This is a genomic window from Phormidesmis sp. 146-33, assembly GCF_052939515.1.
Genome location: NZ_JBJPHU010000001.1, coordinates 81746 through 98906 on the forward strand (window position 1 = coordinate 81746; position 17161 = coordinate 98906).

Below are 17161 nucleotides of genomic sequence, written 5' to 3' on the forward strand. Positions count from 1 at the left end.
TTCAAACTTAGGAATTCCTGCAATTTTGGCTATAGATCTCTGGTTTCTCTCTGCAAAAACCTATCAGATAGGAACCAGCCGTTTTGTTCTTGATGACTTTACTTGACAATTCTTGATTGAGTTTGAGCATGTCTTACCAAGACCATCTAACGGTTAACAGTGACCTCACCGTCCTCAATCATGTGCAGAGGTGGTTTGAGCAGTTTTGGCACCAGCATAATTCTCAATTGACCTGGCGTGATAGTCAGCTTTATCGGTTGAATCTGGCCCTTGCCGAAGGATTCACGAATGCGGTTCGTCATGCTCATTGTGGGCTGTCTTCCGAAACGTCGATCGAAATCGAAGTCGCCCAACACGACGATCGCACCGAAATTCGCATCTGGGACTGGGGACAACCCTTCGACCCCACTCACCTCGAAGAACCCGAACCCGGCACCCTCAGAGAAGGCGGCTATGGCTGGTTTCTACTCCGACGACTCGCCGATCGCGTCACCTACGATCGTCAGGGACAACGAAACTGTCTACTGATCGTCAAATATACAAACTGATTACAAACTATACAAACTGATTACATCTAAGAAAAGTCGTGACTTCATTTCACGCCTCACCCCTCACCCCTCACGCCTCACTAGAAACGTTAAGCTAGACTTGGTAGAGCATTCCAGCAGACAAAAGGCAAGTGGAAATGATGAAAGGTCGGACTAAGGCAGTGACAAGTCGGAATCCTCTTCGGAGAAGCTCATCCGTCACGCGCATGGTGATGATTGGCTTTATTGTGGCACAGAGCATCATCGGCAATCCGGCGATCGCTCAAAACCGGGAGTCGCTGACCTATAGCCAACTGCTACAAAAAATTGACGCTGGAGAAGTGGCCAAGGTCGAACTAGACGAAGCGCAACGGGTCGCCAGAGTCCAGCTAGACAAACAAAAGAAAAATGAGCCAATGATCGAAGTGCCGCTGCTCGATCGCAACCCTGAATTGATTGAACGGCTCAAGGCAAACAAGGTGAGCTTTGATTCTCAGCCAACGGCAGATAATAGCGTCGTCATGGGGCTGGTCGCCAACCTGCTGTTGTTTGTGCTGTTGATTGCGGGGCTGTTGCTGATTTTGCGACGGTCTACCAATGCGCCCGGTGGCCCAGGGCAAGCGATGAGTTTTGGCAAGTCTCGCGCTCGGTTTCAGATGGAAGCCAAAACAGGCGTGATGTTTGATGACGTGGCGGGCATTGAGGAAGCGAAAGAAGAACTGCAAGAAGTCGTCACCTTTCTCAAAAAGCCAGAACGCTTTACGGCTGTCGGTGCGCGGATTCCCAAGGGTGTTTTGCTGATTGGGCCGCCTGGAACGGGGAAAACACTGCTGGCAAAAGCGATCGCGGGTGAGGCTGGCGTGCCTTTCTTCTCGATCTCTGGATCTGAATTTGTGGAAATGTTTGTCGGTGTCGGAGCTTCTCGCGTCCGTGACTTGTTCAAAAAAGCCAAAGAAAACGCTCCCTGTATCATCTTTATTGATGAAATCGACGCAGTAGGACGGCAGCGCGGCACCGGAATTGGCGGCGGTAACGACGAACGAGAACAAACCCTCAACCAGTTGCTGACCGAGATGGACGGTTTTGAGGGCAATACAGGAATCATTATCATTGCTGCGACCAACCGACCTGATGTGTTAGATTCTGCCCTGCTGCGTCCGGGACGCTTCGATCGTCAAGTCACGGTCGATCTGCCCAGCTTCAAGGGTCGGTTGCGAATTTTAGAAGTCCACGCTCGCAACAAAAAACTGGCTCCCGAAGTTTCTCTAGAAGCCGTAGCCCGTCGGACTCCTGGCTTTTCGGGGGCCGAGCTTGCCAACCTGCTCAACGAAGCGGCCATTCTCACGGCCCGTCGCCGCAAAGATGCCGTCACTCCGCTCGAAATTGATGACGCGATCGACCGTCTCACCATTGGTCTGACCCTAACGCCGCTGCTCGACAGCAAGAAAAAGCGCCTGATTGCCTACCACGAAGTTGGTCACGCCTTACTGATGACTGTTCTCAAAACTTCTGGACTCAACAAAGTCACCATCATTCCTCGCTCTGGGGGGATTGGCGGCTTTGCTCAACCTGCGATCGACGAAGACATGATTGATAGTGGGCTTTATAGTCGGGCGTGGATGCTGGATCGGCTGACGATCGCGATGGGAGGTCGGGCCGCCGAAGAAGAAGTGTTTGGCGAGTCAGAGGTGACGGTTGGAGCCAGCGGCGATTTGCGCTACATTGCAGACTTAGCGCGAGAAATGGTGACTCGTTACGGCATGTCTGACCTGGGATTAGTCGCCCTCGAAGGCGGTGGTAACAACGAAGTCTTTTTGGGTCGCGGCTTTACCCCACGCAATGAATATTCTGAAGATGTCGCCGTTCAGATCGATCACCAGGTGCGCGAAATCGCCGTCCGCTGTCATGCCGAAGCCCGCCGCATTATTAGAGAGAATCGTCCTCTGGTCGATCGCTTAGTCGATCTGCTGCTAGAACAAGAGACGATCGACGGTGAAGAGTTTCTCAAGATTGTGGCAGACTACCGCGAAACTCCACAGCCAGCGATGTCTGGAGTCAAAGATTCTGTTGCCATTGCTAAAGACGCTTAAGGGAGCAGTACTAAAGCTAAATTCAGAAAAAGTTCCTCCGTAGCCCAAGATTTAGGGTAGACACGGAGGAACTTTTATTATTGAGATTATTTAGTCTAATGTGAATTCAGTGAAATCTTGCGCTGCGATTATCAATCCAACCCGCCCCTGAATTTCCTATCACTGAGGGACAAGGGCAAAATATCACAGCGGAAAAAGCTTCATCGAATTGACTAACCCGAATTGAATAACCCAATGAACACCCTAAATATTCTGTTTCTCTAGTTGGCAGGTCTACTAGACACCGATCGTCCACCTGATTGTTCTGCGTACATGGCTCTCAGCACCAAGGCAGGGTCAACCCATTGTCTGGAATACTTGAGACCCCAGTGAAGGTGTGGGCCCGTTGTGCGACCTGTCATGCCGACGCGACCAATTCGGGCACCTGCGGGGATGGCTTGACCTTCGTAGATTTGCAGACCACCGGAGCGATCGCTCAAATATTGCCCGTTTCCATCTTTCTCGACGTGACCTTGCATGTGACAGTAGACGTGTTCCCAGTTGCCCGACTCGATCACGATAGACGTGCCACAAGCGGAATTATCAGACACTTCAACAACTCGACCCGTCCACCAACTGCGAATGTAGCTGCCTTCGGGAGCCGCCATATCTAGCCCTCGGTGAAATTCCTGATTGTAGTAGCCATCGGGTGATTGACGATAGCCAAAAGGAGAGGTGTAGCCCTGAAAGTTTTCGACTGGGAAGGAAGCCCCTTGCCAAGTGCCCGTTGCGATCTCGGTTGATCCTGGCTCTACGGCTGCGACAGTCTGACTTAAGCTAACTGTAATCGCGGTTGCAATACCGAGTGTGATGATGAGCAGTCGCTTTGCAAAGGTAGAGCTAGCCAGAGTCCGCAACGATTTGAGGTGATTCATTCCTTCACTCCTCGACATAGATTTTTCAGGAGAAAACAGGTGAATTTCTGTAAATGCACAAGAAGTAGGAGTTGTGAACGACAGAATTTCTTTGGACAAATGCTAAGGCTCATTTAAGCACAAAAGTCCTGTGTGAGCCGGAAATTTTCCTGACTCAACATTCCCTCAATGCTCGTTAGAACACGGTTGCTTTGCAGAATCTTCATATAAGAACGGTTAAGAACGATCGCTTTCTCCGTCTAAACCACGAGCTTCGCCAATCCCAGGTAGCTAAGTCCCTCAGTAGTTACCTCAAATCGACAGGGCAGCACTTCTAAACCGAGGGCGATCGCTTCGCGCAATAATTGACCATACAGCGGATCGGCTGCGTCTCCGGGCGAAAATTGGTCACAATCGCCTCGATTGATAAAGTAGAGCATCACGGCTCGGTGTTGAGGTAGCAGGGCAGCCAGTTCTCGCAGGTGTTTTTGTCCACGGGTGGTCACGGTGTCTGGAAAGAGGGCGACTCCTTGCAAATCCCTCGAAGCGATCGTCTGGTTTGTCCAGGTCGTGTTTTTGACTTCGAGGTAGAGAGGGCGCTCTAATTCGCCGCCTGTGAGCCTGAAATCGATGCGGCTTTTTTCTTGACCGTAGGGGACTTCGGAGGCGATCGTGCTGTACTTTCCCAATTCAGGAAACAAATATTTCTCTAGCGCCAGTTTGATGACTCGATTGGGGAGGGCGGTGTTGATGCCTGTCCAGACGGGGGAGCCATTGTCGCTGACGGCGATCGTTTCCCAGGTATAAGCCAGTTTTCGAGTGGGGTTGTCGCTGCGAGACACTTGGACGGGGTTACCAGGAATACACACACCCGTCATTGGGCCGGTATTGGGACAGTGGGCGGTAATCACTTCGCCCGAAGCTAACTCAATGTCGGCAAAAAATCGCTTGTAGCGTTTGAGCAAGATGCCAGGGTAGAGAGGGGGATATTTGTAAATCAGGTCGGGCATTGCAGGGGATGAGGTGTGGATTCTAGACTTCAGGCGAGAATGCAGCTTAACGTGAATTCGATGAGAGGTTTTCCGCTTCGTTGTTCACGGCTTCTGCCCCCCAAGCTGCCAATTTGGGGACTTTAAGAGAGGAATTCTGGTTCAAAGTCCCTCCCTAGTGGGGGATTTAGGGGGCGTTCCTGGCTCTAAAAGCGAAGCGAAGCGTTCATCGAACTGATGTCAGCTTAACGCTTCTGTCTTCTGTGAAAGTTAGCGATCGGGTACATTCACCCAAGTTCCGGTTTCGTTGGATTCGTGGCACAGATCCATGAGTTGCTGTGAGGCGATGCCTTCTTGTAGAGAGGGGGAGAGGGATTCGCGGCGATCGATGCCTCGTACAAACTGATCGACGACTCGAATGAAGGGGGCAATTCTGCCGTCTGCGTAAACTTGGGGAAAAGCCAGCCGTTTGGGAATTTCTAATTCTGACAAGGCTTCGCCCGTTTGACTGCCCCAAAGTTTGAAGCCGTGAACGTAGTCTTTTGGGTTGTCGCTGCCGAGAATTAGAGTGCCTCGATCGCCGTAGACTTCGACCCAGTGGCCTCGTCCTTGATAGGTGGCGGCACTTAGACAAAATTGGCAGGGCGTGCTATCGGACAGTTCGAGCATGATCATGCCCACATCATCGGCATCGACGGGTTTTAAGACACCAGTTTGCGGATCGGGGCGCTGGGGAACGGTGACTTGTAAACGGGCAGACAGACGATCGACGGAGCCAAACAGCCAGTTAATGTAATCGAACGCATGGGAACCGATCGCGCCCAGGGCACCGCCGCCTTGATCTTTGCGGGCGTACCAATTCCACGGACGGGAGGCATCGGCTCGACTCGATACGAGCCAGTCAATTTTGATCAAGCGTTTTTGCCCGACGTAGTTTTCTGCCAGCAATTCGGCAAATCGTTGCCACGCGGGGATAAAGCGAAACTCAAAGTTCATTGTGGTCACAACGCCTTGCTGGAGCGCCAGAGTTTGTAGCTGTTTGGCTTCTGAAACGCAGAGGGCTGTGGGTTTTTCTAAAAGCAAATGTTTTCTAGCATTCAGCACTGTTTTGGCCATCTCAAAGTGTAAGAACGGCGGCGTTGAAATGCTGACAGCGTGGACATTTGGCAGGGAGACGATTTCTTCTACAGTCGTGCAGGCGTGAGGAATATTGTGAGTTTTGGCAATCTCTTGAGCTTTCTGCAAATCGCGATGATAGACAGCGACAATTTCTGTGCGCGGATGTTCTTGAAAGCCGGGAATATGAACTTTTTGACCGAAGCCCGTACCCACGATCGCTACACCAATCTGAGACTGTGAAGAAAAAACCATAGGAAAAAAGCTTGAGGTTAGGGTTTAATATCAGGGGACTTTAGACAGGAGACTTTAGACAAGAGACGGAGCAGCATTTAAAGTCTTCGGTCTTTGTCCAATGTCCAACGTCTTAGTGCAAAAATCCCAGCGTAAACGGATATCGGTAAGACTGACCATTATAAGCTTTGACCGCAGCCAGAATAATCACAGCGATTTGAAAGAATCCAAACAGCGCGACTATAGAGACAAGCCCCACAAATAACCAGTTAAAAACAATCCCCATAGAATTACCAGAACTTGGCAAACTAAACATCATTCCGCAGGTCATCAGAAATAGAAAAATGAATAGAATGCCAATAGAAATTGCATAGATAGCCATTGAAATCTGAAAGTTGAGCGACTCTCTCCCTTGATCATCGACAAAAGGATGCTGGTCACGACCGCCAATCCAGACTAGATAAGGCACAATCAAACTGACGAAAGGAATCAGCACACAATTACACGGGGCACAAACGATCGCTGACAAGTGACAAGCCATTCCCCACAAACGCACCGATCGCGGCAAATCTTGATACATATTAAACAGAAGCCTCTCCTCGAATCGGTATGGATACCGTAAAAATTGTCTGACCCGGATGGCTGTCTACTTCTAACGTTCCTTCGTGTTTTTCGATAATCTTTTTGACAATACTTAATCCCAGTCCGTTGCCTTCGCCTCTCGGTTTGGTGGTAAAAAAGGGTTCAAATAGTCTGCTTTGTATGTCCAAAGGAATCCCCGGCCCGTTATCGCAGATGCTTACTTTGAGTTCACGATCGTACATGCCAACCGATATCACCAGCGTTCCTCGATAGTTCATCGCTTGCAGCGCGTTTTGAATCAAATTCGTCCAGACTTGGTTGAGTTCATCGGGGTAACAGAGAATTGGCGGCAAATCGGCATAGTGACGAATCACCTCAACTCCAGTTTTGATTTGGCTGTGATAGAGGGTCAGAGCGGTTTCGATGCCTTCAAGAATGTCTGCTTCGACAAGATAACTTTGTGACTGCTGATGAGCGTAACTTTTGAGCGCAATCACCACTTTGGCGGCTCGATCGCTAGCACTTACCAGAGTGCGAATGCTTCTTTGTAAACAGGTCAGTCGATCGGCAACATTCAAAATTTCTGGGCTGTGAGCGTCTTGTAGCAGTTCTAGAAATCTAGGTAGCGGGGTGTAAAGTCCCATGTCAGTCAGTGTGTCAGCAATCACGTCAGCGTTATCAATATTGTGAGTTTGTAATTGCTCGATCAGCGATCGCTTACATTGACGTTTTTCTCGCGTCGATAGGGGAGCGTTGACTTCTGACGATTGGGCAATTAGATCAAAAAAGTCTTGCTGTCGCTCTGGGCAAAGGGTTTGCAGAAATTGTGGCAGTTCTGGTAGATCTTGTTTGAGAACATGGGTCATATTGTCGGCTGACGATCGAATCGCTCCCAAAGGCGTGTTTAATTCGTGAGCAACGCCCGCAACCAATTGACCCAAAGCGGCCATCTTTTCGGACTGAATTAACTGGGCCTGTGTAGACCGTAATTCTTCTAGTGTTTCTGCTAAGTCTTGATTTTTTTGTTGTAGGTTAGACTGGAGCGATCGCAGTGCCAAATGAGTGCGAATTCTTGCGATCACTTCTTCGACTTGAAACGGCTTTGTGATGTAATCAACTCCACCCACCGAGAAGGCTTTGACTTTATCAAACACATCCGTCAACGCGCTCAAAAAAATAACCGGAATCTCACGAGTTCGATCGTTCTGCTTTAATCGCTGACACACTTCGTATCCGTCCATGTCGGGCATATTGATGTCGAGCAAAATTAGATCAGGCGGAAACCCTTGAGCCGCCGTCAGAGCCAGCTTTCCACTGGTGACAGGACGCACTTTATACCCTTGCTGAGTTAACAGTCCGACTAAGAGACGCAGGTTATCAGGGGTGTCATCAACGACCAAAAGATTGGGAAGAGAATCAGTCATGAGATCACCTCCAATACCTGCTCATAATCAAATCGGTCAATGCAAGCTTGAATCGCGAGCGCTAAGTCAGGATTCTGCGTTTTGATCTGGTCGATCGTTCTTGCAGCTAACTCTAAGTCAACGTTTAACAAAGCTTGTTTGAGATCCAAAACCCATTCTGGTGGAAGTAGGCTAAAACACTCGATCGTTAACGCTTCTTGTCTGGAATGATCAACTTGATCAGAAACAGTGTCTGCATAGATATATTCCACACCGAGATGTTTTTGCATGATGGCGAAGATATCAGATTCTCGAAAGGGTTTGCGAACGAAATCATCACATCCTGCCGAAAGGATCACCGATCGCTCTTCTTCTAAAACGCCGGCCGTGAGTGCAATGATGGCAATCGCTTGTCCTTTGGTGGTTGATTTGATCTGTCTGGTGGCTTCATAGCCGTCTAAAATTGGCATTCGCATATCCATCCAGATCAGGTGTGGTTCCCATTGGTGAGAGAGGGCGATCGCGGCTTGTCCATCGCTGGCTTCTCTGACCTCAAACCCCAGGGGAACTAGCAGCTTGACCAATAGCCGACGATTGATCACTGCATCATCTACCACCAGAATTCGGTACAACGGTTGATTAGCTTGAAGGGCGACTACTCGCTGCGGCGGCTGTTGTGATTTGACCTGGGCCGCTTCCACCACAGAGACAGGAATGTGAAACGCAAAGCAGGTGCCCTTTCCGACCTCAGACTGTACGGTGATCTCGCCGCCCATCAGTTGCACAAATTTTTGGCTAATAGACAGTCCCAATCCGGTGCCTTCTCTCGCCGCTTTGCCAATTTCAGTCTGGACAAAGGCCTGAAAGATGGTGTCGAGTTCGTTAGGAGGAATGCCCGCCCCGGTGTCTTTGACCTCGAAGGAGAGTGAGGCGTGAGGCGTGAGGCGTGAGCAGTGAAGAGGTGAGCTAACGCTTAGGGTGATGGTGCCGTGGGTGGTGAATTTGATGGCGTTGCTGAGGAGGTTGATGAGGATTTGGCGGAGTTTGGTTTGGTCAGCTCGGAGAAAGCGGGGAGTGTTGGGGGCACGATCGACGACCATCCGCAGATTTTTTTGCACGGCTCGTAGATGAAACATGGCGCTCAGATCGTCTAAAAAGTAGTCGAGATCAAAGTCGGTGGGGGTGAGGGTGGTTTGTCCGGCTTCGATTTTGGAGAGGTCGAGGACGCTGTTGATTAACGCCAACAAATGTTCGCCGCTGCGGGTGATGATGTCTAGATTTTCTAGCTCGTCGGGCGATCGAGTACTGCGCTGCATCAGTTGGGCAAATCCTAAAATGGCGTTGAGGGGCGATCGCAGTTCGTGACTCATGTTGGCCAAAAATTCGCTTTTGGCTCGACTCGCGGCATCGGCGGTCAGTTTTGCCTGTTTGAGTTCTTGTTCGGCTTGTTTGCGATCGGTGACATTGCGCGCCACCCAGACGACAGAGTTTTCGTCGATGGGAGAAATGCTGGCATCTGACCAAATTTCTTGCCCGTTGATGGTCAGTTTGTACTCGACATCCAGCGTCGTTTGTGTCTCCAGTGTTTGCAGAATGTAGCCCGAAAAGCGATCGGCAATCTCAGACGGAAAGATCTCATGCAGCGTCTTGCCCAACCGAGTTCCTGACGGGCGATACATCAGCGTTTTGCGACCCGTTGAGGGAATTTTGAGATGGCGGCCGTGGCGATCGTATACAAAAATCAATTGATCCATCGCCTTAAACAACGCCTGCATTTCAGCATTGGACTGGTTAGCTATTTCCTCAGCTTGCTGGCGTTCCTGGACTTCTTTTTCTAAGGCTTGCGTGCGATCGTAGACTTTCTGTTCGAGCGATCGGGCGTAGTCTTCTAGCCGTAGCCGAGATTGTTGAATCTCACCGCTCATGTGGTTAAAAGAATTGGCCAGCACGTTGAGTTCTTGAATGCCGCCAATTTTGATCGGTTTGTCAAATTCACCCTGAGCAATTTTTTGGCTCGACGCAACCAGTCTGAGAATGGGACGAGTCAGCGATCGCGCCGCCAAAATTCCCAACCCGATCGCAATGCCCAACGCAATCAAACAGAGCCAGAGCGTTCTCTGAGTATTGGCGTTGATGGTTGCCATAAAATCGGACTCCGGCACGACGACGACAATCAGCCAATCTAAGCCAAAGCGATCGGCAAACGGAGCAACCTTCACCAATTGACGCTGATCATCAAGCCGAAAACTGAGTTGTTGACTGCTATCAATGTCCGCTACGGTGCCAAATTGTTGTTGCAAATGTTGAGCCGTCGATCGAATCAAGCGATCGTCACTTTCAGAAGCAGCCAGTCGTTTTTTTTGCCCATCCAGCAGCGTTTGACGATCAGCCGAACTCGCCACCAATGCGCCAGATCGTTCTATGACAAAGGTTTTGCCCGTTCGCCCTACTTCCAGTCGCTTGAGAAACTCGCCCACATGCGACAACACAAAGTCAGTGCCAATCACGCCGCGCAGTTTGCCTGACTTATACAGCGGTTGAGCCAGCGTAATTTTAGGTCGTTGTTCTGCAAAATCAAGATAAATCGGGCTCCAGATCGGCTGTTTTGCAGTGACTGCGGCTTGATACCAGGGGCGCTGGCGCGGGTCGTAGGGCTTCTTGGTCGCCAGCAGCGTTGTAGGATTGCCCTCAATATCGATCGCATAGCTTTGAAATCGACGATTTGTAGAGCGATCCGATCGTCCCACTTCCCAATTGCCGTTCGACTGAAATCCTAATCCCACAAAATCGCCTTGAGCGCTGCCAAAATACAGGGCCGAGACACTCATCGAGTCAAACAAAAACCGTTGTTTCCAAAACGATCGAGTCAGACTGCTGACATTTTGCGGATCGGCTTGCCCCAGCGCGATCGTGTCCGTGTTTAACTGATTAATCACCCGTGGCGTTTCCAAATGGTGAGTCAGTTGTTGAGTAATGCGATCGCTGACGTTATCCATCAACTGATGCGCCAAATCATCGATCGCCCGCTGCCCATTGCGAAACGAAAAATATCCCACTGCCCCCACCGCCCCCACCATCTGGATCACCAGCGGCACCACGATCGCAACCTGAAGCGAAATTTTAGAAGTCATAGGGCAAACAAGAACCTAAAGCAAAACGCCCAACTCAACCCTTCTCATCCCTCATCCCTCATCCCTCATCCCTCATCCCTCATCCCTCATCCCTCATCCCTCACGCCCAGCGGAACAAAGTTCTCCCCCATCCCTGCCCCGATCGACAACGTAAACCAAAACGTCGCTCCCTGATCAATCTGGCTGCTCACCCCAATTTGTCCCCCGTGGGCCGTGATAATCTGCCGACAAAGATATAACCCCAACCCCAGACCTAGCGATCGACGAGACCGATTTTCTAGAGACCGATTGCCCTGCACATAGCGATCGAACAGCCCGTCACAGTCCGCTTTGGTCATGCCAATTCCATCATCTTGAATCGTACAGCGCACTTCCAAAGGCTCTAGTTCGATATTCAGCGTCAGACAGATGCCAGGGGGATTGTGTTTGATCGCGTTGACAATCAGATTTTCGTAGACGCGCCTGAGTTGGGTTGGGTCAGCCTGGACTAGCGGAATTTTGACCTGACAGCGATCGACCAGCGTTGCCCCATGTTCACTGATCCAGGGTTCAAGTTCTTGAACGATCGCAGATACCAGTTTTTTTAAGTCGATCGGCTGACGGTGCAGGCTCAGTCCTACCAGGTCGCTGGAATGGGCTTCTAATAGAGAATCGAGCATTTGTAGCTGGCGATCGCTACTCTCAGTCATCCGATTCAAGACAGGCCGCGGGAGTGGAAGGACTTCTCCAGGCTTAGTTTGCAGCTTTTTTAACACCAACAACATCCCCATCAGCGGCGTTCTCAAATCGTGAGAAACTGCATAGAGAAAATCTTCCTTGACCTGACTGAGCGTTTCTAACTCCTGCATTTTTTGCTGAAGTTGCAGCGTGCGTTCCTGAACTTGATGTTCTAAATTAACGTTGAGTTGTTCGACTTTTTGGTAAAGCTGCGTCAGTTCTGTGTGCGCGTGTTGTAGCTGAAGAGACTGCATCTCTAGTTTGCGATCTTTGAGATAGCTTTGAATCGCCTCCAACACAACCATATTCAAATCTTCGGGCTGCCACGGCTTGCTGATATATCGATAGAGCTTGGCTTCTCGAATCGTTTTGCTCACGGCTTCTAGATCCGCTTGTCCGCTAATCATGATATTCAACGTCTTAGGTGAACATTCATGAACCCGCTTGAGCAATTCATCTCCTTTGAGACCGGGCATAATGTAGTCCGCCAAAACCAGAGCCACTTCACATTTGTCTCGCTGAAGGTCATCAAATAGCTCTAGCGCTTCCTCACCCCCTTCTGCGGTCTCGACGAGACAATCTCTGCCTAATAGCTGCTTTAACTCGATCTTGAGACTTTCCAAAATCGTCGAATCGTCATCTACACAAATGACAACGGGTTTGCTCATGGCGGGATTAATCCAGTTGCAGAAGTTTAGCGATCGTTGTGAGCGGTCAAAGGCAACCATTTTTGAGTGAAGCGTGATCCAAAAACTGCCTTGATATTGATCGGATTTTTGATCGGATTTTCTGGGTTAATTATCTCGCACTTCTTAGAATCCTACCGATCTGTATTGTGACCAATCGCACGATGACTGCTTCACAAACGTTCGATCGCTGAAATTAAACTGCGTTGTGACTATTTTTTACCGCTAGAGGTATCTACATCCCCCTAGAATAGTAACCAGGTCAGACACTCAACAGCAGAAACGCGCAATTTGCAGTTTCTTGACCTAGACAATCGCCCAAATCAAGCACTTAACCGGAGTGAGGACGTGCCCAAGTCCCCAAAGTATCTGTTGATTGGATCGCTCGAAGCCTATAGCGGCAAGTCGGCGACCATTTTAGGAATCGCTCATCAACTCAAAGCCAAAGGGTTAGATATTGCCTATGGTAAGCCTCTAGCAGGCGGCTGGGGTCAATCTCAGATGGATGACAATGATGGAGACATGCAGTTTGTCGCCCAGACGTTAGGGCTTGCAGACGATCGCCTTCAATCAACGCTGCTGACTTTAGACAACGACACGGTGCAAAAGCGGCTTTTGGGAGAAGACACGACAGATTATCGTCAACAGCTTTTTGAACAAAGCCAACAGCAGAGCGGCGATCTCGTGATTCTCGAAGGGTCAGGAACGCTGGAGGAGGGCAAGCTGTTTGATTTGTCTCTACACCAGATTACACACACAATTCAAGCGTCGGTCTTGCTGGTGGCGCGGTTTCACTCGCTCTTGCTATTAGATGGGCTGATTGCCGCCAAAGAGCAGCTACAAAACCATCTGATCGGCGTGGTGATCAATGATGTGCCGTCTGACCAAGTTGAGACGATCGAGACGCTAGTTCGACCGTTTCTTGAAAAACACGACATCAAACTGTTTGGAATTTTGCCCAGCAGTAAGCTTCTTCGCAGTGTCAGCGTGGGTGAATTGGTCAAACAACTCAAAGCCGAGGTGTTGTGTCGTCCCGATCGCCTCGATCTAATGGTCGAAAGCCTGACGATCGGCGCAATGAATGTCAACTCTGCACTCAAATACTTTCGGGCGCGACAAAACATGGCGGTGGTCACGGGGGGCGATCGCACTGATTTGCAGCTTGCCGCTTTAGAAACCTCTACTCAATGTCTGATTCTAACGGGACACATTCCTCCCTCCAAAGCGATTATCAGTCGGGCTGAAGATCTAGAAATTCCCATTCTGTCTGTTGACCTCGATACCTTGACGACGGTGGAAATCGTCGATCGCGCCTTTGGTCAAGTTCGGTTACATGAGCCGATCAAATATCAGTACGTCTGCCAGATGATCAAAGAATATTTTGACTGCGATCGTCTGCTTGCAGAACTGGGGCTAGAACCCGCTGGAGCCATTAGCTGAGAAAGGATTGATGAAACTGACGGATGCTGCTGGCTTCACAGGTTAAGATATTTTTCTAGTCTGCGAAGGCAGACTTCGTTCTTGTAGGTGCGGTTTTAACCGCCAGAATGAGGAGTGGTCTAATTTTCGAGCCTAAGAATAACTTTCAGATTTAATGGCTCAAACTTTGGTCAAAACAGGCTCTGGAGACAGACGACAGAGAATCTGCTTGAGAACCATTGCTGTCCAGTCGATATCTTCTTCTGTGGTGTCGCGTCCAAACGTTAAGCGAATTCCTGATTTTGCTAAACGATCGCCGTATCCCATCGCTGTCAAGATCGGACTGGGAACCAGCTTGCCGCTATGACAGGCAGACCCCGCACTGATGCCGATTCCTGCTAAATTCATCTGGCGCACCAGCGTTTTGCCGCTGAGAATTTCTCCATCTGCGTACTCCAGACAAAAGCTGGCATGGTGAGGCAACCGATTCCAGCGATCGCCCGTCGGCACCAACCCCGCTACTTCTGACAACCGATCAAACAGCCGTTCTCGAAGTTGGATTAAGCGCGGAGTCTCGATCACCATTTCTTCAGCCATCAATTCTGCTGCGAGACCAAACCCAGCGATTACAGGAAGCGCCTGAGTGCCCGATCGTACTTTTGATTCCTGACCGCCTCCACCCAACAGCGGCACCAATTCAACCCCCGGACGAATGTACAGCGCCCCGGCTCCCTGCGGCCCATAAAGCTTGTGGCTAGACAGCGACAGCAAATCGACGGGCAGCCTTTGCATATCTAACGGCAGCCGACCCGCCACTTGAACGGCATCGGTATGAAACAAAGCACCGTGAGCGCGCACGATCTCACCTAGAGCAGCGATCGGCTGAATGGTTCCCACTTCGCTCTGACCGTAAATAACTGACACCAACACCGTATTCGGTTGCAGCGCCGCTTGAAGATCCTGCAAACGCACCTGACCCACTGCATTGACCGCAAGCCTTGTTACTTGCCAACCCCACTGTTCGAGTAACCGGACTGGCTCAGCGATCGCAGAATGCTCAACGCTGGAAATGATCACATGCTGCGGACTGGTGTACTGCTGTGCGACCCCCATAACCGCCAAGTTATCCGACTCAGTGCCCCCCGACGTAAAGACGATCGCCTCCGATGGAGCATTAACCAACCGCGCCACCTGGACTCTGGCCCGTTCTAATAGAGTGGCGGCTCGCTGTCCCCAGGCGTGTAGGCTTGAAGGATTGCCCCACTGCTCTGTGAGAACTTGCTGCATCAGGGCGATCACTTCTGGTCGTGTCGGGGTGGTAGCACTATAGTCGAGATAAATTTGCATACGATTCGGTCAGCGAGAAAATTGCGGACTGCCCTTTCTATTTTCAGCTTAGACGGCTCAAAGCGGGTGAAACCTGACAAAAGTCTCAACTTGGGAAGAAAGAGACGGAGATAGAGTAGCGCATTTGGGAATTCTACCGAGGCAAAGCTTTCTCTTAATCTGCGGTGCAACCTCTTCCTTTTCTCAAATTTACGCTGACTGGAACTGCGTTAGCGCTATGTTTAGCCGCCTGTCAGCAAGCCCAGCCCCAGCCTTCTCGCCCCGCTTCGCTTCCTCAAGAAACCGCCGTTCAGGTTTATACCAACCACAACCCAGCGGCAGAGTATACGGAATCTTATCGCCAGCAGACTCGATCGGGCGACGACCTCGAACAGATCATGGTGGATGCGATCGCGTCTGCCCAAACCAGCGTCGATGTGGCCGTACAAGAATTTCGATTGCCCAAAATTGCTCAGGCGTTGAGCGATCGCCAAAAAGCAGGGGTCAAAGTGCGCGTCATTTTAGAAAACACCTATTCGCGTCCGTTTAGCAGCTTTACGCCTGACGAAATCGAGAAACTGGTCGAACGGGAGCGCGATCGCCTCAATGAATCTCGCAAGCTTATCGATCAAGACGGCGACGGACAACTCAGCCCCACCGAAATCAATCAACGCGATGCCCTGGTGATGCTGGATAACGCCAAAGTTCCTCGCATTGACGACACCGCTGACGGCTCCCGTGGTAGCCACTTGATGCACCATAAATTTGTGATTGTGGATGGGCGATCGCTGATTATCACGTCGGCTAACTTCACATTGTCAGACGTTCATGGCGATCTCAAGTCCCCCAGCAGTCGAGGCAACGCCAACAATTTGCTCAAAATTGACAGTCCAGAATTAGCCGCGCTGTTTACCCAAGAATTTAACCTGATGTGGGGCGATGGGGCCGGAGGCAAACAAGACAGCCGTTTTGGGACGAAAAAACCTCATCGTCCTTCTCAACAGATAAATGTGGGCGGGGTGACGATCGAGGTGCAGTTTTCCCCTTCCTCCGCCTCCATTCCCTGGACGCAAACGACCAACGGATTGATCGGCAAAGCCTTGAGTCAGGCAAAACAGTCGATCGACCTGGCGCTTTTTGTATTTTCTGATCAGCCGCTGGTCAATTTACTCGAACCTCAACATCAGCAAGGACGGCAAATTCGCGCCCTGATCGATCCTGGTTTCATCTACCGCTCCTATAGCGAAGGTCTGGACATGTTGGGCGTTGCTCTTAATGACGACTGTAAATCCGAACCCAATAATCGTCCCTGGTCAGATCCGATCTCCACGGTTGGCATTCCTCGGCTTCCTCCGGGCGATCTGCTCCATCACAAATTTGGCATCGTCGATGGAGAAACCGTGATCACAGGCTCCCACAACTGGACAACTGCCGCTAATCAGGGCAATGATGAAACGCTGCTAGTCATTTCCAGTCCTTTGGTTGCTGCCCATTTTCAGCGAGAATTTGAGCGACTCTACGGGGATGCCGTGTTGGGTGTTCCGCCTGCCGTTCGTCGCAAGATCAAAGAACAGCGCCAAAAGTGTCCTCAACTTGCTGCTGCGCTTCCTCCACCAACTGCCTCTGTTCAAGACAAGGGACAAGACAAGGGACGAGAAGACAAGGGACGATCTCTTCGAGTTACCCGCAAGGGGTCGCTTCAAGCGACCCACAAGGAATCCATTCCGACTCCCAAACCCTCGGCCTCTTCTGGTCAACAGGTCAACCTCAACACCGCCACACAAGCAGAACTTGAAGCCTTACCTGGAGTTGGGCCCGGACTTGCAACCCGCATCATCGCCGCTCGCCAACAAAAAGCCTTTTCTTCACTAGACGACCTCGATCGCGTCTCCGGAGTCGGCCCCAAACTGCTTGAGAAATTGCGCGATCGAGTCACCTGGTAACGTTGAGCTTTCTACCCTCTATCATCAGTCAAAACAAACTAAGGGACTTTGGGACTCAAGAATTAACGGATTTTTTCATCCCTCCTCCCTCCTCGCGCAGCGGAT

General features: G+C 50.5%; 12 protein-coding genes. 4 read left to right on the forward strand and 8 right to left on the reverse strand.

Annotated features, from left to right (window positions below; translation table 11 throughout):
- The first annotated feature begins 128 nt into the window (after positions 1-128).
- Both ACJ2PR_RS00380 and ftsH read left to right on the forward strand, forming a co-directional pair.
- A complete protein-coding gene (locus ACJ2PR_RS00380; protein WP_446858495.1) occupies positions 129-548 on the forward strand; it encodes an ATP-binding protein in 420 nt (139 codons plus the stop codon).
- A gap of 206 nt (positions 549-754) precedes the next feature.
- On the forward strand, positions 755-2617 hold the full coding sequence (ftsH, locus tag ACJ2PR_RS00385; protein ID WP_446875616.1) for an ATP-dependent zinc metalloprotease FtsH: 1863 nt from the start codon (positions 755-757) through the stop codon (positions 2615-2617).
- A gap of 260 nt (positions 2618-2877) precedes the next feature.
- Here ftsH and ACJ2PR_RS00390 read toward each other — a convergent pair whose 3' ends face one another.
- The 7 genes from ACJ2PR_RS00390 to ACJ2PR_RS00420 form a co-directional block, all read right to left on the reverse strand.
- A complete protein-coding gene (locus ACJ2PR_RS00390) occupies positions 2878-3531 on the reverse strand; it encodes a M23 family metallopeptidase (RefSeq protein ID WP_446858496.1) in 654 nt (217 codons plus the stop codon).
- A gap of 239 nt (positions 3532-3770) precedes the next feature.
- Positions 3771-4520 carry a DNA/RNA nuclease SfsA gene (sfsA, locus tag ACJ2PR_RS00395; protein WP_446875513.1) on the reverse strand — a complete coding sequence of 250 codons (750 nt, stop codon included), beginning with the start codon at positions 4518-4520 and terminating at the stop codon, positions 3771-3773.
- 249 nt (positions 4521-4769) lie between these two features.
- Positions 4770-5870 carry a Gfo/Idh/MocA family protein gene (locus tag ACJ2PR_RS00400; protein WP_446875514.1) on the reverse strand — a complete coding sequence of 367 codons (1101 nt, stop codon included), beginning with the start codon at positions 5868-5870 and terminating at the stop codon, positions 4770-4772.
- 112 nt (positions 5871-5982) lie between these two features.
- On the reverse strand, positions 5983-6429 hold the full coding sequence (locus tag ACJ2PR_RS00405; RefSeq protein ID WP_446875515.1) for a DUF4870 domain-containing protein: 447 nt from the start codon (positions 6427-6429) through the stop codon (positions 5983-5985).
- Between the two features lies 1 nt (position 6430).
- On the reverse strand, positions 6431-7855 hold the full coding sequence (locus ACJ2PR_RS00410; RefSeq protein WP_446875516.1) for a response regulator: 1425 nt from the start codon (positions 7853-7855) through the stop codon (positions 6431-6433).
- A complete protein-coding gene (locus ACJ2PR_RS00415; RefSeq protein WP_446875517.1) occupies positions 7852-10965 on the reverse strand; it encodes an ATP-binding protein in 3114 nt (1037 codons plus the stop codon). Before ACJ2PR_RS00415 ends, ACJ2PR_RS00410 begins: the two co-directional genes overlap by 4 nt.
- 86 nt (positions 10966-11051) lie before the next feature.
- Positions 11052-12410: an ATP-binding protein gene (locus ACJ2PR_RS00420; protein WP_446875518.1), complete on the reverse strand. Its 1359-nt coding sequence runs from the start codon at positions 12408-12410 to the stop codon at positions 11052-11054.
- Between the two features lie 306 nt (positions 12411-12716).
- Between ACJ2PR_RS00420 and ACJ2PR_RS00425 the strand changes: the two genes are divergently transcribed.
- The gene (locus tag ACJ2PR_RS00425) at positions 12717-13808 is read left to right on the forward strand and encodes a phosphotransacetylase family protein (protein WP_446866205.1); all 1092 of its coding nucleotides are present in this window, start codon (positions 12717-12719) and stop codon (positions 13806-13808) included.
- 159 nt (positions 13809-13967) lie between these two features.
- Here ACJ2PR_RS00425 and ACJ2PR_RS00430 read toward each other — a convergent pair whose 3' ends face one another.
- A complete protein-coding gene (locus ACJ2PR_RS00430) occupies positions 13968-15134 on the reverse strand; it encodes a cysteine desulfurase family protein (protein WP_446875519.1) in 1167 nt (388 codons plus the stop codon).
- 164 nt (positions 15135-15298) lie between these two features.
- On the opposite strand from ACJ2PR_RS00430, the gene ACJ2PR_RS00435 reads away from it, so the two are divergent.
- Complete coding sequence (locus ACJ2PR_RS00435; protein ID WP_446875520.1) at positions 15299-17056, forward strand: phospholipase D-like domain-containing protein; 1758 nt, start codon at positions 15299-15301, stop codon at positions 17054-17056.
- Positions 17057-17161 lie beyond the last annotated feature (105 nt).